Source organism: Clostridium algidicarnis DSM 15099, from assembly GCF_002934235.1.
GTDB classification, from domain to species: domain Bacteria; phylum Bacillota; class Clostridia; order Clostridiales; family Clostridiaceae; genus Clostridium_L; species Clostridium_L algidicarnis.
Genome location: NZ_PTIS01000018.1, coordinates 14,547 through 33,413, shown reverse-complemented (window position 1 = coordinate 33,413; position 18,867 = coordinate 14,547). Strand labels below are relative to the sequence as shown.

Below are 18,867 nucleotides of genomic sequence, written 5' to 3'. Positions count from 1 at the left end.
GAGTATGACTTTTAATCATAAAGTTCTTTCCTTTTAATGCGAAAACTTCAGAATTTTTAATTATTAACATATATAGAGTAAATGGAAGTTAACTTGTATAAGAAGGATATAAATTACTCCTATAGAAGTTAACAAACTTTGAATAAACTATTAAATATATTAGTATAGGTATATCAAGTGATTCTTAGACTCAGGTGGAGTTTGCTTATAAGGAATACATCTCTCCATCAAAGGCTAGAAGAACTTATCCAGGGGCGTAGCAGCCGTCATCCCCAACCTTGAAGAGGATAGGGGTGTTACGGATGGTAGCCATCGGATAAAATTAAATAGTATTAAATCAACTAGAAACTTATAGAGTTAATATAAGTTAAAAGGGAACCAGGTTAAAATCCTGGGCGGTACGGCCACTGTATTTGGGGAGCTACTTCCATATTGATATGAAGTCACTGGAATTTATTTTTCTGGGAAGGCGGAAGGATGCTATGAACCATAAGTCAGGATATCTAACTAGTTGAAAGTGTAATAGGTGCCTTCCGATTAAGGGTTTAACACAGGATATTAAGATGTTTATTTAAATTTATATTACAAGTAAATTTAAATAAAGCTTTTTTATATGTATTAGTTAAACCTTAGCCTTTCAAAGCTAAGGTTTTTATTATTATAAAAATGATTTTAATGCACCTATTCACAGGCAAAGGTTAAGTGGATAGGTATTTTTTATTTTAAATCACAATTTTATAGTATTGATTTATATAATAGTTATTCTATATATAAAAATTATTTTATAGAGAGGAGATTTAAGATATATATATAATGTTTACTAAACTTAAATGTTAATAAAGAAAGGATGTTAATATGAAAAAGAATAAGTTTCAATTTTTGAGCATTATTTTAACTTTTTCGCTACTTTTAAATCTCATATCCTATGTACCTGCTAAAGCCTTTGATGGAGGGAAACAATCGTCAACATCAAAGCAAATTCAAATAAATAAGGAAGATAAAGAAATAATAAAAACTGAAATTGAAGACTTTAAGAAGATGTATGTTAATGAAAATATGCAAGCTATTGCGCCATTAGCATTAAATAAAGCTGGGGCATCTCAAGAATTATTAGATAATGCATACTTTAAAACTGGGACAAGTTCTATAATATACTCTCAAAATATATTATCATTAATAGGTGGAAATAAAAATCCTAGGGAGTATAAGGGTACTGATTATATAAAGAAGTTGGTTCAATCTCAAAGACCAGCAGGAGATGAATTTGAAGGACAATTTATAGTAGGTAATATAACAGACCGTAATTCACCAATAAATTTAGCCTATTCTATAATAGCCCTTGAAGTTGCAAAGGTTGATTATAATAAAGAATTAGCAATAACTGCTTTAACAAAGTTAGTACTTAACGAAAAAATTGTAAGTTCAGTTTATAATGACATAGAAGTTAAAGGAATGGCACTTATAGCTTTAGCATCTCATCCTGAAGTTGAGGGTGTTAATGATACAATAAGTACAATTATTTCAAAAATACATTCCTTTCAAAAATCTGATGGTAGCTTTGAATCGGATAATGAAGCAAGAACTTTAGGTATAGTTATTCAAGGGTTAGTTGCTAACAATATAAATCCTCTTTCTAAAGAGTGGATTAAAGACAAAAGTATGCTAGAGGCACTTCTAAAATTAAAATCTAAGCCAAGGAACAGCAATAATAAATATGGTGGATTTTCTAAGTCAGAAGGAGGAGCTTATGAAATGACAGCAACCTATCATGGATTTGCTGCATTAGTGGATCTTTATTATGGAGAATCTATATTTGGAATAAAAAATACTTCTATGGGTCAAGTGGAGAAGTCAGCAGTTATATCCATTAAGGGAATAGAAGAAGGGAAGGTATATACAGAGGCTGTAAATGTAGATATATCTACAGATGAAGGAACATGGAAGGCTACATTAAATGGAGAACCCTTCTTAGGAGGGGTTATAAATAAAGCTGGAAAATATACGATAAAGGTTGTAGCAGACCTAAAGGGTGTTAAATCAGAAAAAGAAGTAAATTTCATAGTGGATATGCCTCCTTATGAAAAGGTAAGGGTAAGAGTTGAAGGTAATGAAAAAACTTTATTTAATGATATTGTAGAGTCTGGGGTTTCTCAAAGTAGTGTTCTTGAAATTTTAATGAAAGCTGTAGGAAAAGGAAATGTTAATGGGGCTGGAAGGGGCGAAAGTTATTTTGTAAATGGAATACTTGGAGAAAATCAAAGTAAAAATTTCGGATGGAGCTATTATGTAAAAAAGGGTTTGGAAATTCAACAACCCGAAGTAGGACCAGGTGCATTTACTGATATAAAAGATGCGGAAGGTAAATTTAATTATGATGAGATAGTATTCTATATGACTCATTTTGAGTATGATGGAGAATTTAAATTATATACAGATATACCAAATGTGTCTTTAAAATCTTTAGATGATAATCATGAAATAACACTGCTAAAGGCAATAGATAAAACAGCTTTAAAAAATACTGATATTAATATAGAAGGTATAGGAAACTTTAAAACTGATGATAATGGAAAAGTGAATTTTAAAGCACCAAATGCTATATATAATATAACAATTGGTAAAAGAGATAATTATATAGAAGTGGTGCCAAATACTTATGTGGTATCTCTTCCAGTAGAAGAACAGGTTTTAGAGATAAACTATGATGAAGATAAGATAAGTGAAGGTATTAAAGATCCCTTCATAAAAAATATTACTATAAAAATGGACAAGGATAATAAAATTTCTTCGGAGATTTTTGAAAAAGCTTTAGGGAAAAATAAAATTTTAACATTTATAAATAAAGATATAACATGGGAATTTGAAACAAAATATATAAATAAGGAGAATGTTAAATCTATAAATATAGATTTAAATAAAGAGAGTGAAAACAAAGAATCTATTTTAAAGAACTTTAATGATGCTAAAATATTATCCTTTAAAGATAATGGAATATTACCAGCTAAAGCAAAGATAACAATGAAGTATGATAGTGTGAAACCAGTTTATCTATATTATTATGATAAAAACACTGGGAATATAGAAAAGATTAGCGGACCACATAAAGTAAAGGATGGTAATATACTATTTGAAATAGAACATTGTAGTGATTATTTTCTATCTAGTATAGATGTAGGCAAGGGATTAGAAGTGAAATTAGAAGATATCCTAATAGATCTTGCTAAATATTATGAAAACACAGATGTTTATAGTTTTAGACAAGCATTAGCACTAAGAAGTATATCAAAGGACATAAATTTGAAAAACAAGATAGAAGTTTTTGAAGTAGACAATATTGGTGATGCTATAAATAATATAATTTCTATTATTGCAATAGGAGAAAATCCAAAAAACTATGAGGGCAAGAATTATGTTAAGATGCTTAAGGATTCACAAAATAAAAATGGGGCTTTTGTTATTTTAGATGGCGATGAAGACTGGCCAACCCTTCAAGCCTTTGCAATAATTGCACTAGACATGTCAAAAGCAGATTATGATAAAGAAAAGGCTGTAAATTATTTATTGTCTAAGTCAAAAGATGGATCTTATGGAGACGTAGATACTACAGCTATGGTTATTACAGCCTTATCAAAGCATAAGGATATAAAAGGCGTAGAAGAAATAATAAAGTCTTCTATAGAGTATATAAATAGTAAACAATTAGAGAGTGCTGGTTTTGAATCTTATGGAAATGAAAATCCATATACATTATCAGCAGTAATACAAGCTCTTATAGCTAATAAAGAAAATATATTTTCAAACAAGTGGGTTAAAAATGGTAATACACTTTTAGATGCCCTTTTAACATTTAAAACTGGAGATCATTTTGAATTTAAGAGTAAGTGGGGAACAGATTCTAAGATGAGTACTGAACAAGCAGCCTTAGCTTTAATAGACATATACAACAATAAATCTGTTTATGAGTCTATAACCCTTATAGGAAATGAAGAAGAGGCAGTTGTGGAAAAGACCGAAGATACAGATCTTAAAGGTGATAGTGATGCAAAGGAAGAAATAAAAGATGCAGATAGTACAATTACAAATACAAATGAAGATAAATTAAATAAGGATAAGGATATAGAATCCCAATCTAAAACTAATAAAAAGGAACTTGTTAAAACTGGTAGTGTGATAGGATTCGAAGCCTTAATAGCAATATCAATGCTTCTTATTATTTCTGGAATAATAGTTCTAAAAAAGCAAAACAAACAATCTGTAATTTAATGTAAGCACCTCTGAGGTGCTGGAAATAAAATACATACTGATGAAATAAGTTTTATTAGTATGTATTTTTTATATTGACATTAACGTAGCGTAATCCTTTATTATAAAATTGTAAGGAGGTAATGATGTGGAATATACAATTAAAAGGCTAGCTGAATTAGCAGGAATAAGTTCAAGAACGCTTAGGTATTATGATGAAATAGGATTATTAAAGCCTTGTAGGATTAATTCTTCTGGGTATAGAATCTATGGAGAAAAAGAAGTAGATTTACTACAACAAATTTTACTTTATAGATCAATGGAAATGAAATTAGAAGATATACAAAGTATTATTTCTAAACCGGATTTTGATATTCATGAATCTTTAATTGAACATCATAATAAACTAATTTCTAGAAAAAATCAGTTAGAACAATTAATTCTTACAGTGGAAAAGACATTAGATTATAATAAAGGAGAGATTGAAATGACAAATAAACAAAAGTTTGAAGGATTAAAAAAAGAGAAACTAGAAGAAAACGAAACTAAATATGGTGAAGAAATTAGAGAAAAGTATGGTGAAGAAACCATTAAAGAATTTAATAAAAGGTTTATGAATATGAGCGAGGAAAATTTTAAAAGCATGGAAACTATTGAAAGTGAGATGTTTAAATCTTTAGCTGAAGTTATAAAAGCAAAGGATTTAGATTCAAAAGATGCAAAGAATGTTTATGAAAAACACAAAGAATGGTTAAGTTTTTCTTGGTCAAGTTATTCAGGAGAGGCTCATGTTGGATTAGCTGAAATGTACGTTGAAGATGGAAGGTTTAGAAACTACTATAATGATAGGTGTGGATCAAAAGCTGTTACAACATTAAGAGATATTATTGTTAAGTATGCAAAATAAATAAGAGTGTGAAGTAAGAAGGTAAATGTGATAATCTATAGGATTATATATTAAATTGGTATAACAGATGCTGAAGATATGATTTAAGTTATGTTAAAGAACTGGATTTTAGGTATAGCAATAATTTGCTATACCTTTTCTGATACAAGCTTTTTTACAGCGGGAATATCTGCTGCGGCCCAATTTAGGGAAAGTAAATTTTCTCTATGTAACCATATTAATTTTGAATGTTCACTTGCTTTTGGTGTATCAGCAGTTAATTTACATTTAGCTGTAACTAAATTTACTATAATTTCAGGGTATTCGTGAGTATTAGCATGAAAAACACCTATAAATTCAATTGTGCAAGATAATTCTTCTTTAATTTCTCTTTCTATAGCTTGTTTAAAAGTTTCATTTTTTTCTATTTTTCCACCGGGAAATTCCCAAAGGTTTGGTAGAGACATTTTGGGAGAACGAAGAGCACAGAGTATTTCATTATTTTCATTTTCCACAATAGCACCAATAACTTTTACTAATCTTTTCATAATCAACACCTCTATATAAGTTTAGCATGAAATAAATATTTTTGAAAATGCTATGAACTTTCATATACTACTTATATTTTTCTAGCTGTACATTTAGTGCCTTAACAGATATTTGAACCTCTATTATTAATAGTAAAAGGGATATCATGAGTGCAATAAGACTCGCTCCAAAGGCAACTTCTCCTGCAAAGTTCTTATCTTTAAATATAAGAAATGTGGATAATGCACAAAGAAAGAAGCTGACTCCTCCCATTATTTGAGTGTATCTTATTATACTTATTCTAAGCTGTAGATTTCTTATTTGTTTTAAAATATCTTCATTTTTATCTTGCTTGTACTGATTATCTAACTGCCTAACTAATTGAGCTAAGGATAGAAATCTACTTGTATAGGCAGAGATAAGAAGTGAAATGGATGTAAAGAGCACTGCAGGTGTAGTTAATTCTATTTTCATTATTAATTCTCCAATCTTATGTTATATAGTAAATATATAATAGCACTTATTAATAGAATACCATTATTATATATTAAAGTGAATATATTTAGGATACTTAATATCTAAAATTCTCTATAAATATAAAATATCAAGTTTTATTTTACGTAACATGATATTATAATTATAGGCGCCTAAGTAGAATATATTGGTAAGGGAGGTGGATATAATGGATGAAAATTTGAGGAGCATTATAAGAGCAATGAAAAGCCTACAGAAAAAGGGGTTACTATACATAGAAGATAATGTAGAATTAAAATCTGAAGTGAATTATCAATTTATACTGAATATAGTGGAAAATCTGGATTTGACTATTGACATAGAGGAGTATGAGAAAATTAAAGATAATAGAGAAGAATTGATATATCAATTAGCACTACTAAGCTTTAGCGAAAAGCAATTAGTCTCAGATTTTGAAATTGAATTTATAGAAGGTATTATAATGAATTATATGGATATTGAAGATCCAGTTATACTTTTTGATGACTATGTATTTGTACAAAAGAAAAATGTAATACAAGAACTTTATGAAAAGTCAGTAATTCAAATTAAAGAAAAGAAATTTCCTAAGATGATTTTTAAAAGTAGTGTAGAGGATTTAGAATAATCAATCTAGATATCACATACTTAGTTAATTTATTTTCCAATGAATTCACCTCCAATCTTTCTAAGTGATACTTAGATTATAACATCTTTATATGAGAAGTAGCCTCAAATCTGTATATTTGAGGCTACTTTATTATTTGATGGTTACATCTCCTGAGGTAGTCTTTATATTTATTTTACAATTATCAGAACCTACAACCCCTTTTACCTGATGCTCTTTTTTTACTTCTGCTAGTATAGGTTTATTTAATGTTATATTACCAGAAGTGCTGGAAGCGTTAATGAAGAATTCCGCATTACTTGGGGTAAGTACTTCTAAATTACCGGATATAGAGCTTATGTCAATGTTTCCATTTGGCATTTTGTTATACTTTAAATAAGAATCTCCTGAAGTAGAGTTTAGGGATAAGTTCCCTTCTATAGATTGAATCTCAATATTCCCAGAAGTAGTTCGAATTTGATTTTGGTTACTGCTTAATCTATCAATATTTAAATCACCGGAAGTAGAACTTATAGATGAGTTACCTTCCATAGATTGAACCTCAATATTACCAGAAGAAGTTTGAATTTCATTTTGTGTACTGTTTAATTTATTAATATTTAAATCTCCTGAAGTAGAACTAAAATTAAAGCTTTTAACTGTAATTTCTTCTGCTTCAATAAATCCAGAGGTTGTAATTATATTTAGATTATTTAAGTTTAAGGGATTTATAGAAATATCAGAAGAGGTTGATTTTATATATAAATCATTAACATAGCTTTTAGGTATAAATATCTCTAGTTCTAAATCCATTGAGTAGGAAGAAAAACCTTTAAACGCGTTATTTTGTGATGTTATATATAGGGTACCTTCTTTACTTGTCATATCTAATTTAGGATTTGACGCTTCTTCACTTGATTTTACATAACCTTTTAATGTGGCTTTTATATTGTCATCCTCAGATATTAACACTTTGATATCTGCACTAACCATATCTATTTTTATGCTATTTATATTAGAGGGTTCTATAGACTTTTCTTCATTTACATCATAATTGTATTTATAGTTAAATCCATTCCAATGATCACCGATATTGAAGTTTGAGTCAAAACCATTAAACAGAGTATTAGGCTCAAATCCAGAGGAATTAAGAATCATTTTAGTAATCCAGAAACAAATAAGAACAGTGCATAAAAGGTATAGGGTGATCTTTCTAACTAATTTACTATTTTTAAACATTGATTAGCCTCCCTTCTATTATTTTAGTAAACTTAATATTAAGGAAAAGAATTTTGATGTTCCACGATTTAAAAGTTTAATTAAACATAGGGTTCCTATGAAAAATAGTGCTCCTAGAGCTATGGTACCAATTCCGCCAAATAACAGTGCAGGCATTGGAATCATGGATATATTAGGGAAAGATATTATCTGAAGTTCAAGTATAGTAGTACCAAATATACCACCTAAAGAGAGTGCAACCCCTGAAATTACAACGGCTAAAGATGTTGCAAATAAGCCTAATATGCTACCATATAAACCTAGTATAATACCTATTGAAGGCAAGATTACAAAAGGAGTTAAAAGTAAAAATATTAGAATCTTAGGAAGTTTGTTTGGCGTGTATGAGTAGCTAAAACTATCATCATTCATAGGATTAGACTTTTTTGATCTTTGTGTATTACTATTTTCAGTATAATTATTATTTGAATTTTGGTTATTATAATTTTCACGATAGTTATTGTTTTGATTTTCATTAATTGATGCAACTCTGTTACTCTTATAATGTTTTGCTATATCTAAGGGATTTCCAAGCTCTTTAATTATCTCATTGTTAGTTTTGCCATTTTCTTTACCTAAGCAAAAGTGCTCTTCATAGTCATAAAGAATTTCTCTTTTTTCATCTGTAGAGAATCCTTGAAGACTTTTTTCTAATATTTTTAGGAATTCATCTTGGCTCATTACTTGTCCTCCTTTACTATGGAACTTACGGCTTTAACAAAGTCAAACCATTCTGAGGTTAATTTGTGTTTGGTTTCATGCCCTAAATCAGTTAACTTATAATATTTTCTTGGGGGGCCTTCCTGCGATTCTTGAAGGTATGTGGTAAAATAGCCTTCCTGGGTTAACCTTCTTAAGATAGGGTAGATAGTTCCATCTGAAATTTTAATATTTTTAGATATTTCATTTACTAATTCATATCCATAACAATCTTTTTCTGAAAGTACAGACAGAACGCAGAGCTCTAAAACACCCTTCTTTAGTTGGACATTCATTTAATCACCTCTAATTTATAATTTTACTATAATATAACATATGGTAGTATACATTGCAAGGTACCAAATTATAAGTTGTAGATTAAAATATAATAAGGGAAGTTTAATTAGACTTCCCTTAAAGGTCATTCTTGAATTATAATTAACTCTTTTTCATAAATCTCATAAAATTTATTTTTACATCTTAAAGCTTCACTTACTTCTAAGTCTATGTCTCTAGATGCATTTAATTTTAAGGTTACAGATTTATCATCAATAATTGTAGTTATATTAGTTACGGAACCTAGCATAGTTTTATCTAAACCTTCAGATATTCTTAAAAGGATTCCAATCTTTCTAATATTGGACAAATCTAATCTATTTATTATGCTACTAAAGTGACATAAGTTTATTTCATAGTCATTATTTCTATGATAGGCTGCCATATATGCGCTTAGTACTAATTCTCTATGTGTAAGGCCTCTTAGCTGAGAATTAACTATTATATAAAAAGAATGTTTATGATGATTATAATATCTTACACTTATACCGCAGTCATGAAGAAGGGATCCAGTCTTTAGGATATCTATAAAATCGTCATTTAATTTATGAAGATCTTTTAAATCATCAAATAGCTTAAGTGTTAAATTATAAACATTATAAGCATGGACTTTATTTACATAATGACTTTCTAGAATCCCATCTATAGATGATTCCAGCATGTCCTCTTTTGGATTATAGTTAATCTTAATGTATTCATCTAAAACTCCTTCTCTAAGACCTTTACCACTTACAATTACTTCGTCTATGTGAAGTAAATTAATAATAACATTTAGTGAAGATACTGCAGCTACAAATATATCTGCTCTATCAGCAGATAACCCATTTATTTTTAATCTTTGCTTTAAATTCTTGCTTTTAGCTAAGTTATAAATATGGTTTATATCTTTAGAATCCATTTTATAATTATGAGCTGTATCTAATGGATATTTTTTAATGGCTCTATCTATTTTTCCCATATTTCTTATAGCACCACCGATACCAATAATGTTATCGAATTTTGTGCCCAAAATCCAAGGAATTTTGTTTAATTCTTCTATAACAAAGCCCTTAAAGGCTTGATCATCTTCAGATCTAACCATATCTTCTAAATTAAATCTTTTAGTAAGATTTACAGTTCCAAAAGGTAGACTTATGCTTTCTTTTAAATAACCTTCTTTTATCCAAGCAATTTCTGTACTAGAGCCACCAATATCTATCATTAATGAATTATCAGTGTCCATACTGTTAATTATAGCCATACAATCATAATTAGCTTCTTCTATACCAGTTAAGACCCTAATATCTAAGTTAATATCCTTTTTTACCTTATTAATAAAATAATCCCCGTTTTTTGATTGCCTTACAGCTTCTGTAGCAATTACTATAATATTTGAAGTATTTAAGGATTTACAAATAGCTTTAAATGTGTCTAAAGTTTTAATAGTTTTGATAATTTTATCTTCAGAGAGAACTTGATTTATTTCAATATCTTCACCAAGCCTTATGGTTTCTTTTATCTCATCTATAATATGAAAAGAACCACTCTCGTTTATTTGAGCCAGGACCAATCTTACTGAGTTAGAGCCTATATCAATGATGCCCAGTTTCTCCATAATACACATACTCCTTTTAATGAATTTCAATCAAATATAAGTATATACTATATTATTTTATAATACAGTTTTTTTCAATGTTATTATAAAAAATAAATAAATTCTACATTAATCTATAATATAAATTGAATATAACTAGTGCATTTGTTATTATAATGGTAGTAAACATTTACATAGGATATGTTAGTGTTAACACTATCCAATTAAATTAGGGGGAATACTTATGAATTTTATAAAATATATAGAGCTTCTTAAAAGAGAACTCGCACCTGCATTAGGATGTACAGAGCCTATAGCGGTAGCTTATGCTAGTGCTAAGGCGAAAAATGTATTAGGATTTATGCCAGATAAGGTAGAGGTTTTAGTAAGTGGGAATATCCTTAAAAATGGTATGGGAGTTGGAATACCAAAGACAAAAATGACAGGACTTGATATAGCGGCGGCCCTTGGGGTTATTGGTGGAAATCCAGAAGCAAAGCTTGAAGTTCTAAAGGATATAGAAGACAAACATATAGATGAAGCAGTAAAGTTTTTAAAAGATAATAATTTGAAGATAAAACTAAAAGATACTAAAAGTAAGCTTTACATAGAGGTTATATGCAAAAAAGGACAAGATGAATCTAAAGTTATTATAAAAGATGAACATACTAATATAGTTTACATATCATTAAATGGTGAGGTTCTTTATGAAAGTGAAGAAAAAGAAGAAAATAAAGTTGAAGATGGAGTAAATGAAGAAATTACAAAATTCAATGATAAGATAGAAATCAGCATAAAGGATATACATAACTTTGCAACTAATGTAGACTTTGAAGATATAAAGTTTCTTTTAGATGGTGCTAAAATGAATAGAAGAGTTGCTAAAGAAGGAATTGAACATGAATATGGATTAAAGGTTGGAAAGACATTTCATGAAAGCATAGGAAAGGGGATTTTTGCAGATAGCATTGAATCTCATGCTATTGCTATAACAGCAGCAGCCGTGGATGCTAGAATGGATGGGTGTGCACTACCAGTTATGACCACTGCAGGTAGTGGAAATCAAGGACTTACGTGTACCCTACCAGTAGTAGCTGTGTTTGAAAAGTTAGGGAGTAGCGAAGAAGAACTTTGTAGAGCCCTTGCTATAAGTAATTTAGTTACAATTCATATAAAAAGTTATCTTGGAAGATTATCTGCTTTATGTGGGTGTGGAGTGGCGGCAGCAGTAGGGTCAAGCTGTGGCATAACCTATCTTTTAGGTGGAGACTATGAATCAATTTCCCATGCAGTTAAAAACATGGTAGCTGGACTTTCGGGAATGATATGTGATGGGGCAAAGCAAGGTTGTGCACTGAAAATTTCTACATCAGTGAGTTCAGCTATTCAATCTGCAGTGCTTGCTACAAATGGTATTGAAGTATCCTGTAAAGATGGTATAATACATGAATGTGTAGAACAAACTATAAAAAATTTAGGAAATCTAGCCACAGCTGGTATGGTGGATACAGATAAAGTTATTTTAGATATGATGGTGTGTAAATAATTTTAAAGTAGTAGGAGGTATATGATTATATTATGGTACTATATGTATTGATATTTTTGGCAAAAATAGTTGAAGTATCACTTATGACATTAAGAACCGTACTTATAACTAGAGGCGAGAAGGTAGTTGGATCTATCATTGGTTTTTTTGAAGTTATAATATGGCTTTATTTAGTTAGTACTGTTCTTGTTGGAATAAGTGAGGATCCTATTAAAATGGTAGTTTATGCTCTTGGATTCTCTGTTGGAAACTATGTGGGGTCATTTTTAGAGGAAAAGTTAGCAATAGGACTTTTAACTATCAGCATAGTGGCTTCAGCTAATGATGCTATTATAATAGCAGAAAAACTTAGAAAAGATAATTTAGGAGTTACATTAGTAGAGGCTGAAGGTATAAATGAAAAGAAAAAGATGATAGTTGTACATGTAAAACGAAAGAGAAAAAAAGAAGTTATAAAATTAATTGAGGATACCAACACAAAGGCAGTTATATCTATTGCAGATACTAAAACTGTTTATGGAGGGTATGGTATTAAAAAGTAAATAGTTTTAATTTAAAGATTGTTTGATATTGACCAATATAGGGTTACAGGTGTATAATGTAATGTAATTTAATATGAAAATTCAAAGAAGAGAGAAGTACTTTTATAGAATTTCTTACAGCGATTAAGGATGTGGTGGAAGCCTTATAAGATATATAAAAAGAAGAGAAACTCAGAGAAGCTGTCTAAAATAAAAGGCGGCCGCTAAATGCGTTAAGTTTTTGAGGGGATTATTTAATTTAAGTAATCAACAGGAGTGGTACCGCGGAGGAATCCGTCTCTTATTATTTTAATAAGAGACGGATTTTATTTTATACTTAATTCTATATTTTAGGATTTAATAGTATAACAAAGATAAATATATTAAGTTATGTTGAAAATCAACATTTTAAAAGGCAATTTAACTAATTATTTTTAAAAATAATTAAGTGGTTAGGGAGGAAAATAAAAATGGATTATAAAAAGATCATAGCAGAAAGAATTTCAAAGCATGTAGATATGAAAGTCGAGGAGCTAGAAAGACTTATAGAAATACCACCTAAAGCTGATATGGGGGACTATGCTTTTCCTTGTTTCCAATTAGCTAAGGCTCTAAGGAAAGCACCTTTAGCTATAGCTATGGAACTAAAAGATAAAATAGAAAAAGAAGATTTTGAAAGGATTGAAAATTTAGGACCTTATTTAAACTTTTTTGTAGAAAAAGAAAGTTTTATGAAAGAAACTTTAGATAAGATATTAAAGGAAAAGGAAGACTATGGATCTTCAGACATTGGAAAAGGTAAAAATGTTATAGTAGAATATTCATCTCCCAATATAGCAAAGCCTTTTCACGTAGGACATCTATTCACTACAGCTATAGGAAACTCATTATATAAGATTTTAGCATCACAAGGATATAATGCCATAGGAATAAATCATCTAGGAGATTGGGGTACTCAATTTGGAAAGCTTATAGTAGCTTATAAAAAGTGGGTAGATGAAGAGGCTCTTCTTAAAAATCCTATAGATGAACTTTTAAGAATATATGTAAAGTTCCATGAGGAAGCAAAAATTGATCCTTCATTAGATGATGAAGCTAGAATGCACTTTAAAAGATTAGAGGATGGATCAAAAGAGGAGCAAGAACTTTGGAAAAGGTTTAGAGACCTTAGTTTAAAAGAATTTGAAAAGGTATATGATATGTTAGGAGTTAAATTTGATTCTTATGCAGGTGAAAGCTTTTATGGAGATAAAATGGATTCAGTTGTAGAAGAATTAGAAGGTAAGGGACTACTTGTTGAAAGCAATGGAGCTAAGGTTGTTATGTTAGATGAATATAATATGCCACCATGTATGATTAAAAAGGCAGATGGAGCTACTATATATGCAACAAGAGATCTTGCAGCAGCAATGTATAGGAAAAAGACTTATGATTTTTATAAAAATATATATGTAGTGGGTAGCCCTCAGAAGCTTCACTTTAAACAAATATTTACTACATTAAAGCTTATGGGACATGAATGGGCAAATGATTGTGAGCATGTAGGATTTGGTATGGTTAAATTTGCAGACAAAAAGCTATCTACGAGAAAAGGTGATGTAGTATTACTAGAGGATTTATTAAATGAGACAAAAAAGAAGACTTTAGAGATAATAAATGAAAAGAATCCAAATCTTGAAGATAAGGAAGAGGTAGCTAAAAAGCTTGGAATAGGAGCTGTAATATTTGCATATCTTAAAAACAACAGAGAAAAAGATATAGTTTTTGATTGGAATGATATGTTAAGCTTTGAAGGTGAAACAGGTCCTTACGTTCAATACACTTATGCAAGAGGAAAAAGCATACTAAGAAAAGCAGAAGGCATAAGAAGTAATAATGTGGACTATTCAAAGCTTAAAACTAAAGAAGAGTTTGAACTTGTAAAGACTTTAGAAGGATTTAATGAAGCTATAATTTTAGCTATAGATAAACTTGAACCTTCAATAGTTACTAGATATGTTATAGAGGTAGCGAAGAGCTTTAATAAGTTCTATAATTCTAATTCAATACTAAATATAGAGGATGAAGATTTAAAAAATGCTAGACTTAATATAGTTGAGGCTACTTGTATAGTAATAAATAGTGGACTTAAGCTATTAGGGGTAGAAACTGTAGAAAAGATGTAATAATAAACATAGAAAGTAGACTTAGTTATTATAATAACTAAGTCTTTTTCTGGTTTCACAAATATTTGATGTTTGTCATAATATAGCTTATAAAGTATTAATGAAGGGATTTTAACATGATAAATAATCAATATATATATGACCTTTATAATTATTATGGATATTTGCCTTGTACAAATTATAATATATATACTAATTTTAATTCTGACTATAGAAATATTAAGAGTTCTACGGCTACAGCAATTATAAAGGGGGGACCATTTGCTCCAAACATAAAGGGATACATGCATTTTACGGATGTACCTTATGGAACTAATGTATGCGTAAAAGTTACTGGACTTCCTGAATATAAGAAAGCAGAAGGGAACAAAAGCCCAATAGGTCCACATGGTTTTCATATACATGAATTTGGAAATTGTGAGGTAGGCGATAAAAATGACCCATTCAAATCTGTAGGAGGTCATTGGAATCCTTATAACCAGCCTCATGGAAATCATGCGGGAGATTTTCCGGTGCTGTTTTCTAATCATGGAATTGCTAATATGTGCTTTTTTACGGATAAGTTTAAGGTTAAAGATATAATAGGAAAATCTATAATAATACATGAAAACCCTGATGATTATAGAACAGAACCTTCAGGAAACTCTGGAAGAAAGCTTGCTTGTGGTGAAATAATAGGATAAATAGAAAGATAAAAAATGTCCTATAATCTTTTAGACTCTTTATAGAAGATTATAGGACATTTTATTAATTAAGCTTAAGGTACTTTGCGTAGATTAAAAATATTTTAATATTTACTTTTTGTTATTTTTAATTTCTATCTTATTTATGCTACACCCTGAACAAGAAGATGAGGAAGGGCAATTGCTACAAGAGCCTTTGCCTTTTTTAGCATTTTTTAAATTTTTATATATTATATATGCAGTGAATGATATTATTACTGCTGTTACTATTAATTCTATCATAAAACACACCTCTTTAAAATATTAAATTCCCAATGTTGAATACTATGAAAGACATTATCCAAGCTAATGCAAGCTGATAGGTTATTGAGAAGATAGCCATCTTATGACCATATTCTTTCTTTAAAGTGGCTATAACAGCTACGCAAGGAGTATATAACAATACAAATACTAAGAAAGATATTGCTGCAATAGATGTAAAGTGAAGGGGTAATATTGCTGAAAGTTGATCCCCATATATAACTCCCATAGTTGATACTACAGACTCCTTAGCAACAAAGCCTGTTAATAGCGATACAGCAGCCTCCCAGTTTCCAAAGCCTAAAGGCCTTAACAAAGGTGCTATAACACTACCTATGCTAGCTAAAAGGCTTTCAGATATGGTTTCAGTATATCCACCAAAGCTAAATTTAGATAATACCCAAATTACTACGGACATTGCAAATATTATAGTACCAGCTTTTTTTGCAAATCCTTTACCTTTATCCCAGGTATGTCTTAATAAATTTTTTGCTTCAGGTAATTTGTATTCAGGTAATTCAATTATGAAAGGTTCTTCATCCTTTTTAAATATAGTATTTTTAAATAATATACCTAAAAGAAAGGCCATAACAATACCTAATAAATAAAGGGATAAAACTAGTATATCAGCATTTTTAGGAAAAAAGGCTGAAGCAAATACAGCATAAACGGGTAGCCTTGCATTACAAGACATAAGTGGAACTAAAAGAGCTGTAAGCTTTCTATCTTTTTCACTTTCTAAGGTTCTAGCTGACATTATAGCGGGTACAGAGCAACCAAATCCTATAACAAAAGGAATAAAGGCTTTACCGGATAGTCCCATTTTTCTCATTAGTTTATCCATTATAAAAGCGACACGAGCCATGTATCCACTATCTTCTAATATGGATATGCAGAAAAATAATGTAAGGATTATAGGTATAAAAACTATTACAGATCCAACACCTGCTATAATTCCTTCAACTATAAGGGAAGAAAACCAAGGGCTAGAGCTTTCTAATAAACCTTCTATAAAAGGTGAAAAGCTATTTGAAACAAAATTATCTAACATGTCCGATAAAGGTTGTCCAATCCAATTAAAGGTAACCTTAAAAATTAAAAACATAATGCCTATAAATATTAAATAAGCTAAAAATGGATTTAATATTACTTTATCAATTTTATCTGAAGTGCTTATATTATTTTTAGAAGAAGCCTTAGATACACATGTAGATAAAACATTTTCTATATATTTGTATGTGGATTTTTCACTGGGAAAATAATAATCATTATCAGCAGAAGGCATTACATATTCCTTTTTTTCGATAGTTTCTAGTATAGATTTTATACCTTTTCTCTTACTTGCAATCATAGGTATTACAGTAACATTTAGAGCTTTAGAAAGAGATTTAATATCTATAGTTTTACCCTTAGACTCAGCTACATCCATCATATTTAAAATTAAAATTATTGGTTTATTGAATTGTTTTAGTTGCGTTGTAAGATATAAATTTCTATTTAAATTTGAAGCATCTACAATATTTATTATTACATCTACATTACCGTTTTCTAAAAAACTTTTAGAAACTTTTTCTTCATTAGAATAGGTATCCATAGCATAAATTCCCGGTAAATCAACAATCTTTAAATTTTTGTAAGCGAAACCTTCTTTTTTTTCTACAGTAACTCCGGGCCAATTTCCTACATATTGGTTAGAACCTGTTAATGCATTAAATAGTGTAGTTTTACCTACATTTGGGTTACCTAACAAAGCTGCTGTTATCATACTTGTCCTCCTTAAAAACTATATTAAATTATTTATATATATATTTTTAGCATCTGTTTTTCTAATGGCCATATCGAAGCCTCTAAAGTTTATTACAATAGGGTCACCAAGTGGAGCAAAGCGTTTTACAAAAACCTCTGTACCTTCAACACAACCTAATGCAAGTAACCTCTTAGTTAGCTTATCGTCACCACAGATAGACATTACAGTACCAATTTCACCTATTTTTAAATCACAAATACACATTAAAACACCCCCGTTGAAAATCATTATCAATACCATGTTCTTATAATACCATCTTGTTATTAACAAGTCAATACTATTATAAGTGCTGATAAAAAAATAACTATCTATTAATAATGATGTCAGTTAAAGTTGAACCTATATTAATTTCATGATATTATACTATAAATATAAGTTTCTTATGATAAAATAAAAAAGAGGCAAATATAAATGTAAAAGTAAATAATTAATTATTAAGAAAGGTAGGTGAAAATGATGATTTCAGACAAAGGTACCAATATTGCAGCATTTTTTGATATTGATGGTACATTATATAGGGAAGGTCTTATAGGAGAGCTTTTTAAAAAATTAGTTAAATATGAAATAATAGAACCTGAAAAGTGGTATAATGAAGTGAGACCTGAATACCAAAAATGGGATAAAAGGCAAGGTAATTATGATAATTATCTTTTAAAGATGGCAGATATATATATAGAAGCAGTTAAAGGCCTTCATAAATCTCAGGTTGAATTTATTGCTAAAAAGGTTGTAAACCAAAAAGGTGATAGAGTATATACCTACACAAGAGATCGGATAGTTTGGCATAAAGCTCAGGGGCATAAAATAATAATAATATCTGGTAGCCCTAAAGAATTAGTTAGAGAAATGGCTTTAAAATACGGATTTGATGACTATAAAGGAGCAGATTATCTTATGGACGATAATCTAGAATATACTGGTGAAGTAGTTCCAATGTGGGATAGCAATAGCAAGAGAAAGGCAATTTTGCATTTTAAGGACAAGTATTTCATAGATTTAGATAATAGTTATGCCTATGGGGATACTGCAGGAGATTTTTCTATGTTTAAATCAGTAGGTCATCCTATTTGTATAAACCCAACTCGAGAGTTAACAAAAAAGGTCTTAGAACACAAAGAAGTAAGAGATAAGATAAAAATAATAGTAGAAAGAAAAGATGTTGTTTACAGTATAAATCCAGATTGTTTACAGATCTTGTAGAAAG

General features: G+C 29.5%; 17 protein-coding genes, 1 riboswitch and 1 other annotated feature. Of the genes, 8 read left to right on the top strand and 9 right to left on the bottom strand.

Going from position 1 to position 18,867, the window contains the following annotated elements; translation table 11 throughout:
* Positions 1–327 precede the first annotated feature (327 nt).
* A riboswitch (cobalamin riboswitch) is annotated at positions 328–524 on the top strand.
* 331 nt (positions 525–855) lie between these two features.
* Together BD821_RS11140 and BD821_RS11135 are read left to right on the top strand one after the other, a co-directional pair.
* Entirely contained in the window at positions 856–4,263 is a 3,408-nt protein-coding gene (locus BD821_RS11140) for a prenyltransferase/squalene oxidase repeat-containing protein (protein ID WP_104410535.1), read from the top strand.
* A gap of 127 nt (positions 4,264–4,390) precedes the next feature.
* Positions 4,391–5,149: a MerR family transcriptional regulator gene (locus BD821_RS11135; protein WP_104410534.1), complete on the top strand. Its 759-nt coding sequence runs from the start codon at positions 4,391–4,393 to the stop codon at positions 5,147–5,149.
* 128 nt (positions 5,150–5,277) lie between these two features.
* Here the strand turns inward: BD821_RS11135 and BD821_RS11130 are convergent, their stop codons facing one another.
* Positions 5,278–5,676: a (deoxy)nucleoside triphosphate pyrophosphohydrolase gene (locus BD821_RS11130; RefSeq protein WP_104410533.1), complete on the bottom strand. Its 399-nt coding sequence runs from the start codon at positions 5,674–5,676 to the stop codon at positions 5,278–5,280.
* Positions 5,677–5,743: 67 nt separating this feature from the next.
* Positions 5,744–6,130: a DUF2721 domain-containing protein gene (locus BD821_RS11125; RefSeq protein WP_185158720.1), complete on the bottom strand. Its 387-nt coding sequence runs from the start codon at positions 6,128–6,130 to the stop codon at positions 5,744–5,746.
* Between the two features lie 208 nt (positions 6,131–6,338).
* Between BD821_RS11125 and BD821_RS11120 the strand changes: the two genes are divergently transcribed.
* The gene (locus BD821_RS11120; protein WP_104410532.1) at positions 6,339–6,776 is read left to right on the top strand and encodes a hypothetical protein; all 438 of its coding nucleotides are present in this window, start codon (positions 6,339–6,341) and stop codon (positions 6,774–6,776) included.
* A gap of 132 nt (positions 6,777–6,908) precedes the next feature.
* Here BD821_RS11120 and BD821_RS11115 read toward each other — a convergent pair whose 3' ends face one another.
* From BD821_RS11115 to BD821_RS11100, 4 genes are all read right to left on the bottom strand, one after another.
* The gene (locus tag BD821_RS11115) at positions 6,909–7,994 is read right to left on the bottom strand and encodes a DUF4097 family beta strand repeat-containing protein (RefSeq protein WP_104410531.1); all 1,086 of its coding nucleotides are present in this window, start codon (positions 7,992–7,994) and stop codon (positions 6,909–6,911) included.
* Between the two features lie 18 nt (positions 7,995–8,012).
* The gene (locus BD821_RS11110; RefSeq protein ID WP_104410530.1) at positions 8,013–8,714 is read right to left on the bottom strand and encodes a DUF1700 domain-containing protein; all 702 of its coding nucleotides are present in this window, start codon (positions 8,712–8,714) and stop codon (positions 8,013–8,015) included.
* Positions 8,714–9,028, bottom strand: a complete 315-nt coding sequence (locus BD821_RS11105) for a PadR family transcriptional regulator (protein ID WP_104410529.1) — start codon at positions 9,026–9,028, stop codon at positions 8,714–8,716. The genes BD821_RS11110 and BD821_RS11105 overlap by 1 nt, the downstream gene beginning before the upstream one ends.
* 125 nt (positions 9,029–9,153) lie before the next feature.
* On the bottom strand, positions 9,154–10,662 hold the full coding sequence (locus BD821_RS11100; protein ID WP_169994146.1) for a Ppx/GppA phosphatase family protein: 1,509 nt from the start codon (positions 10,660–10,662) through the stop codon (positions 9,154–9,156).
* A 223-nt stretch (positions 10,663–10,885) separates the two neighbouring features.
* Between BD821_RS11100 and BD821_RS11095 the strand changes: the two genes are divergently transcribed.
* The 4 genes from BD821_RS11095 (at position 10,886) to BD821_RS11080 (ending at position 15,556) form a co-directional block, all read left to right on the top strand.
* Complete coding sequence (locus tag BD821_RS11095; protein ID WP_104410527.1) at positions 10,886–12,187, top strand: L-cysteine desulfidase family protein; 1,302 nt, start codon at positions 10,886–10,888, stop codon at positions 12,185–12,187.
* Between the two features lie 29 nt (positions 12,188–12,216).
* Positions 12,217–12,729 (top strand): DUF2179 domain-containing protein, encoded by a 513-nt coding sequence (locus BD821_RS11090; protein WP_029452891.1) that lies wholly within the window; start codon positions 12,217–12,219, stop codon positions 12,727–12,729.
* A gap of 75 nt (positions 12,730–12,804) precedes the next feature.
* Positions 12,805–13,013: a binding site (T-box leader), on the top strand.
* Between the two features lie 165 nt (positions 13,014–13,178).
* Positions 13,179–14,873 carry an arginine--tRNA ligase gene (argS, locus tag BD821_RS11085; RefSeq protein WP_104410525.1) on the top strand — a complete coding sequence of 565 codons (1,695 nt, stop codon included), beginning with the start codon at positions 13,179–13,181 and terminating at the stop codon, positions 14,871–14,873.
* Between the two features lie 284 nt (positions 14,874–15,157).
* Entirely contained in the window at positions 15,158–15,556 is a 399-nt protein-coding gene (locus tag BD821_RS11080; RefSeq protein ID WP_242971494.1) for a superoxide dismutase family protein, read from the top strand.
* Positions 15,557–15,667: 111 nt separating this feature from the next.
* Here BD821_RS11080 and BD821_RS11075 read toward each other — a convergent pair whose 3' ends face one another.
* The 3 genes from BD821_RS11075 to BD821_RS11065 are packed head-to-tail and all read right to left on the bottom strand — an operon-like array spanning position 15,668 to position 17,867.
* A complete protein-coding gene (locus BD821_RS11075; protein ID WP_169994143.1) occupies positions 15,668–15,838 on the bottom strand; it encodes a FeoB-associated Cys-rich membrane protein in 171 nt (56 codons plus the stop codon).
* A 13-nt stretch (positions 15,839–15,851) separates the two neighbouring features.
* Entirely contained in the window at positions 15,852–17,621 is a 1,770-nt protein-coding gene (gene feoB, locus BD821_RS11070; RefSeq protein WP_104410523.1) for a ferrous iron transport protein B, read from the bottom strand.
* 18 nt (positions 17,622–17,639) lie between these two features.
* The gene (locus BD821_RS11065) at positions 17,640–17,867 is read right to left on the bottom strand and encodes a FeoA family protein (protein ID WP_029452895.1); all 228 of its coding nucleotides are present in this window, start codon (positions 17,865–17,867) and stop codon (positions 17,640–17,642) included.
* 252 nt (positions 17,868–18,119) lie between these two features.
* On the opposite strand from BD821_RS11065, the gene BD821_RS11060 reads away from it, so the two are divergent.
* Entirely contained in the window at positions 18,120–18,863 is a 744-nt protein-coding gene (locus tag BD821_RS11060) for an HAD-IB family hydrolase (protein ID WP_104410522.1), read from the top strand.
* Positions 18,864–18,867: the final 4 nt, after the last annotated feature.

Excerpts from the sequence above, each read along its gene's own strand:
- BD821_RS11065 (WP_029452895.1), bottom strand. The coding sequence starts at position 17,867 with ATGTGTATTTGTGATTTAAAAATAGGTGAAATTGGTACTGTAATGTCT.
- BD821_RS11140 (WP_104410535.1), top strand. The coding sequence starts at position 856 with ATGAAAAAGAATAAGTTTCAATTTTTGAGCATTATTTTAACTTTTTCG.
- BD821_RS11100 (WP_169994146.1), bottom strand. The coding sequence starts at position 10,662 with ATGGAGAAACTGGGCATCATTGATATAGGCTCTAACTCAGTAAGATTG.
- BD821_RS11120 (WP_104410532.1), top strand. The coding sequence starts at position 6,339 with ATGGATGAAAATTTGAGGAGCATTATAAGAGCAATGAAAAGCCTACAG.
- argS (WP_104410525.1), top strand. The coding sequence starts at position 13,179 with ATGGATTATAAAAAGATCATAGCAGAAAGAATTTCAAAGCATGTAGAT.
- BD821_RS11060 (WP_104410522.1), top strand. The coding sequence starts at position 18,120 with ATGATTTCAGACAAAGGTACCAATATTGCAGCATTTTTTGATATTGAT.
- BD821_RS11095 (WP_104410527.1), top strand. The coding sequence starts at position 10,886 with ATGAATTTTATAAAATATATAGAGCTTCTTAAAAGAGAACTCGCACCT.
- BD821_RS11075 (WP_169994143.1), bottom strand. The coding sequence starts at position 15,838 with ATGATAGAATTAATAGTAACAGCAGTAATAATATCATTCACTGCATAT.
- feoB (WP_104410523.1), bottom strand. The coding sequence starts at position 17,621 with ATGATAACAGCAGCTTTGTTAGGTAACCCAAATGTAGGTAAAACTACA.
- BD821_RS11080 (WP_242971494.1), top strand. The coding sequence starts at position 15,158 with ATGCATTTTACGGATGTACCTTATGGAACTAATGTATGCGTAAAAGTT.
- BD821_RS11115 (WP_104410531.1), bottom strand. The coding sequence starts at position 7,994 with ATGTTTAAAAATAGTAAATTAGTTAGAAAGATCACCCTATACCTTTTA.
- BD821_RS11130 (WP_104410533.1), bottom strand. The coding sequence starts at position 5,676 with ATGAAAAGATTAGTAAAAGTTATTGGTGCTATTGTGGAAAATGAAAAT.
- BD821_RS11105 (WP_104410529.1), bottom strand. The coding sequence starts at position 9,028 with ATGAATGTCCAACTAAAGAAGGGTGTTTTAGAGCTCTGCGTTCTGTCT.
- BD821_RS11125 (WP_185158720.1), bottom strand. The coding sequence starts at position 6,130 with ATGAAAATAGAATTAACTACACCTGCAGTGCTCTTTACATCCATTTCA.
- BD821_RS11110 (WP_104410530.1), bottom strand. The coding sequence starts at position 8,714 with ATGAGCCAAGATGAATTCCTAAAAATATTAGAAAAAAGTCTTCAAGGA.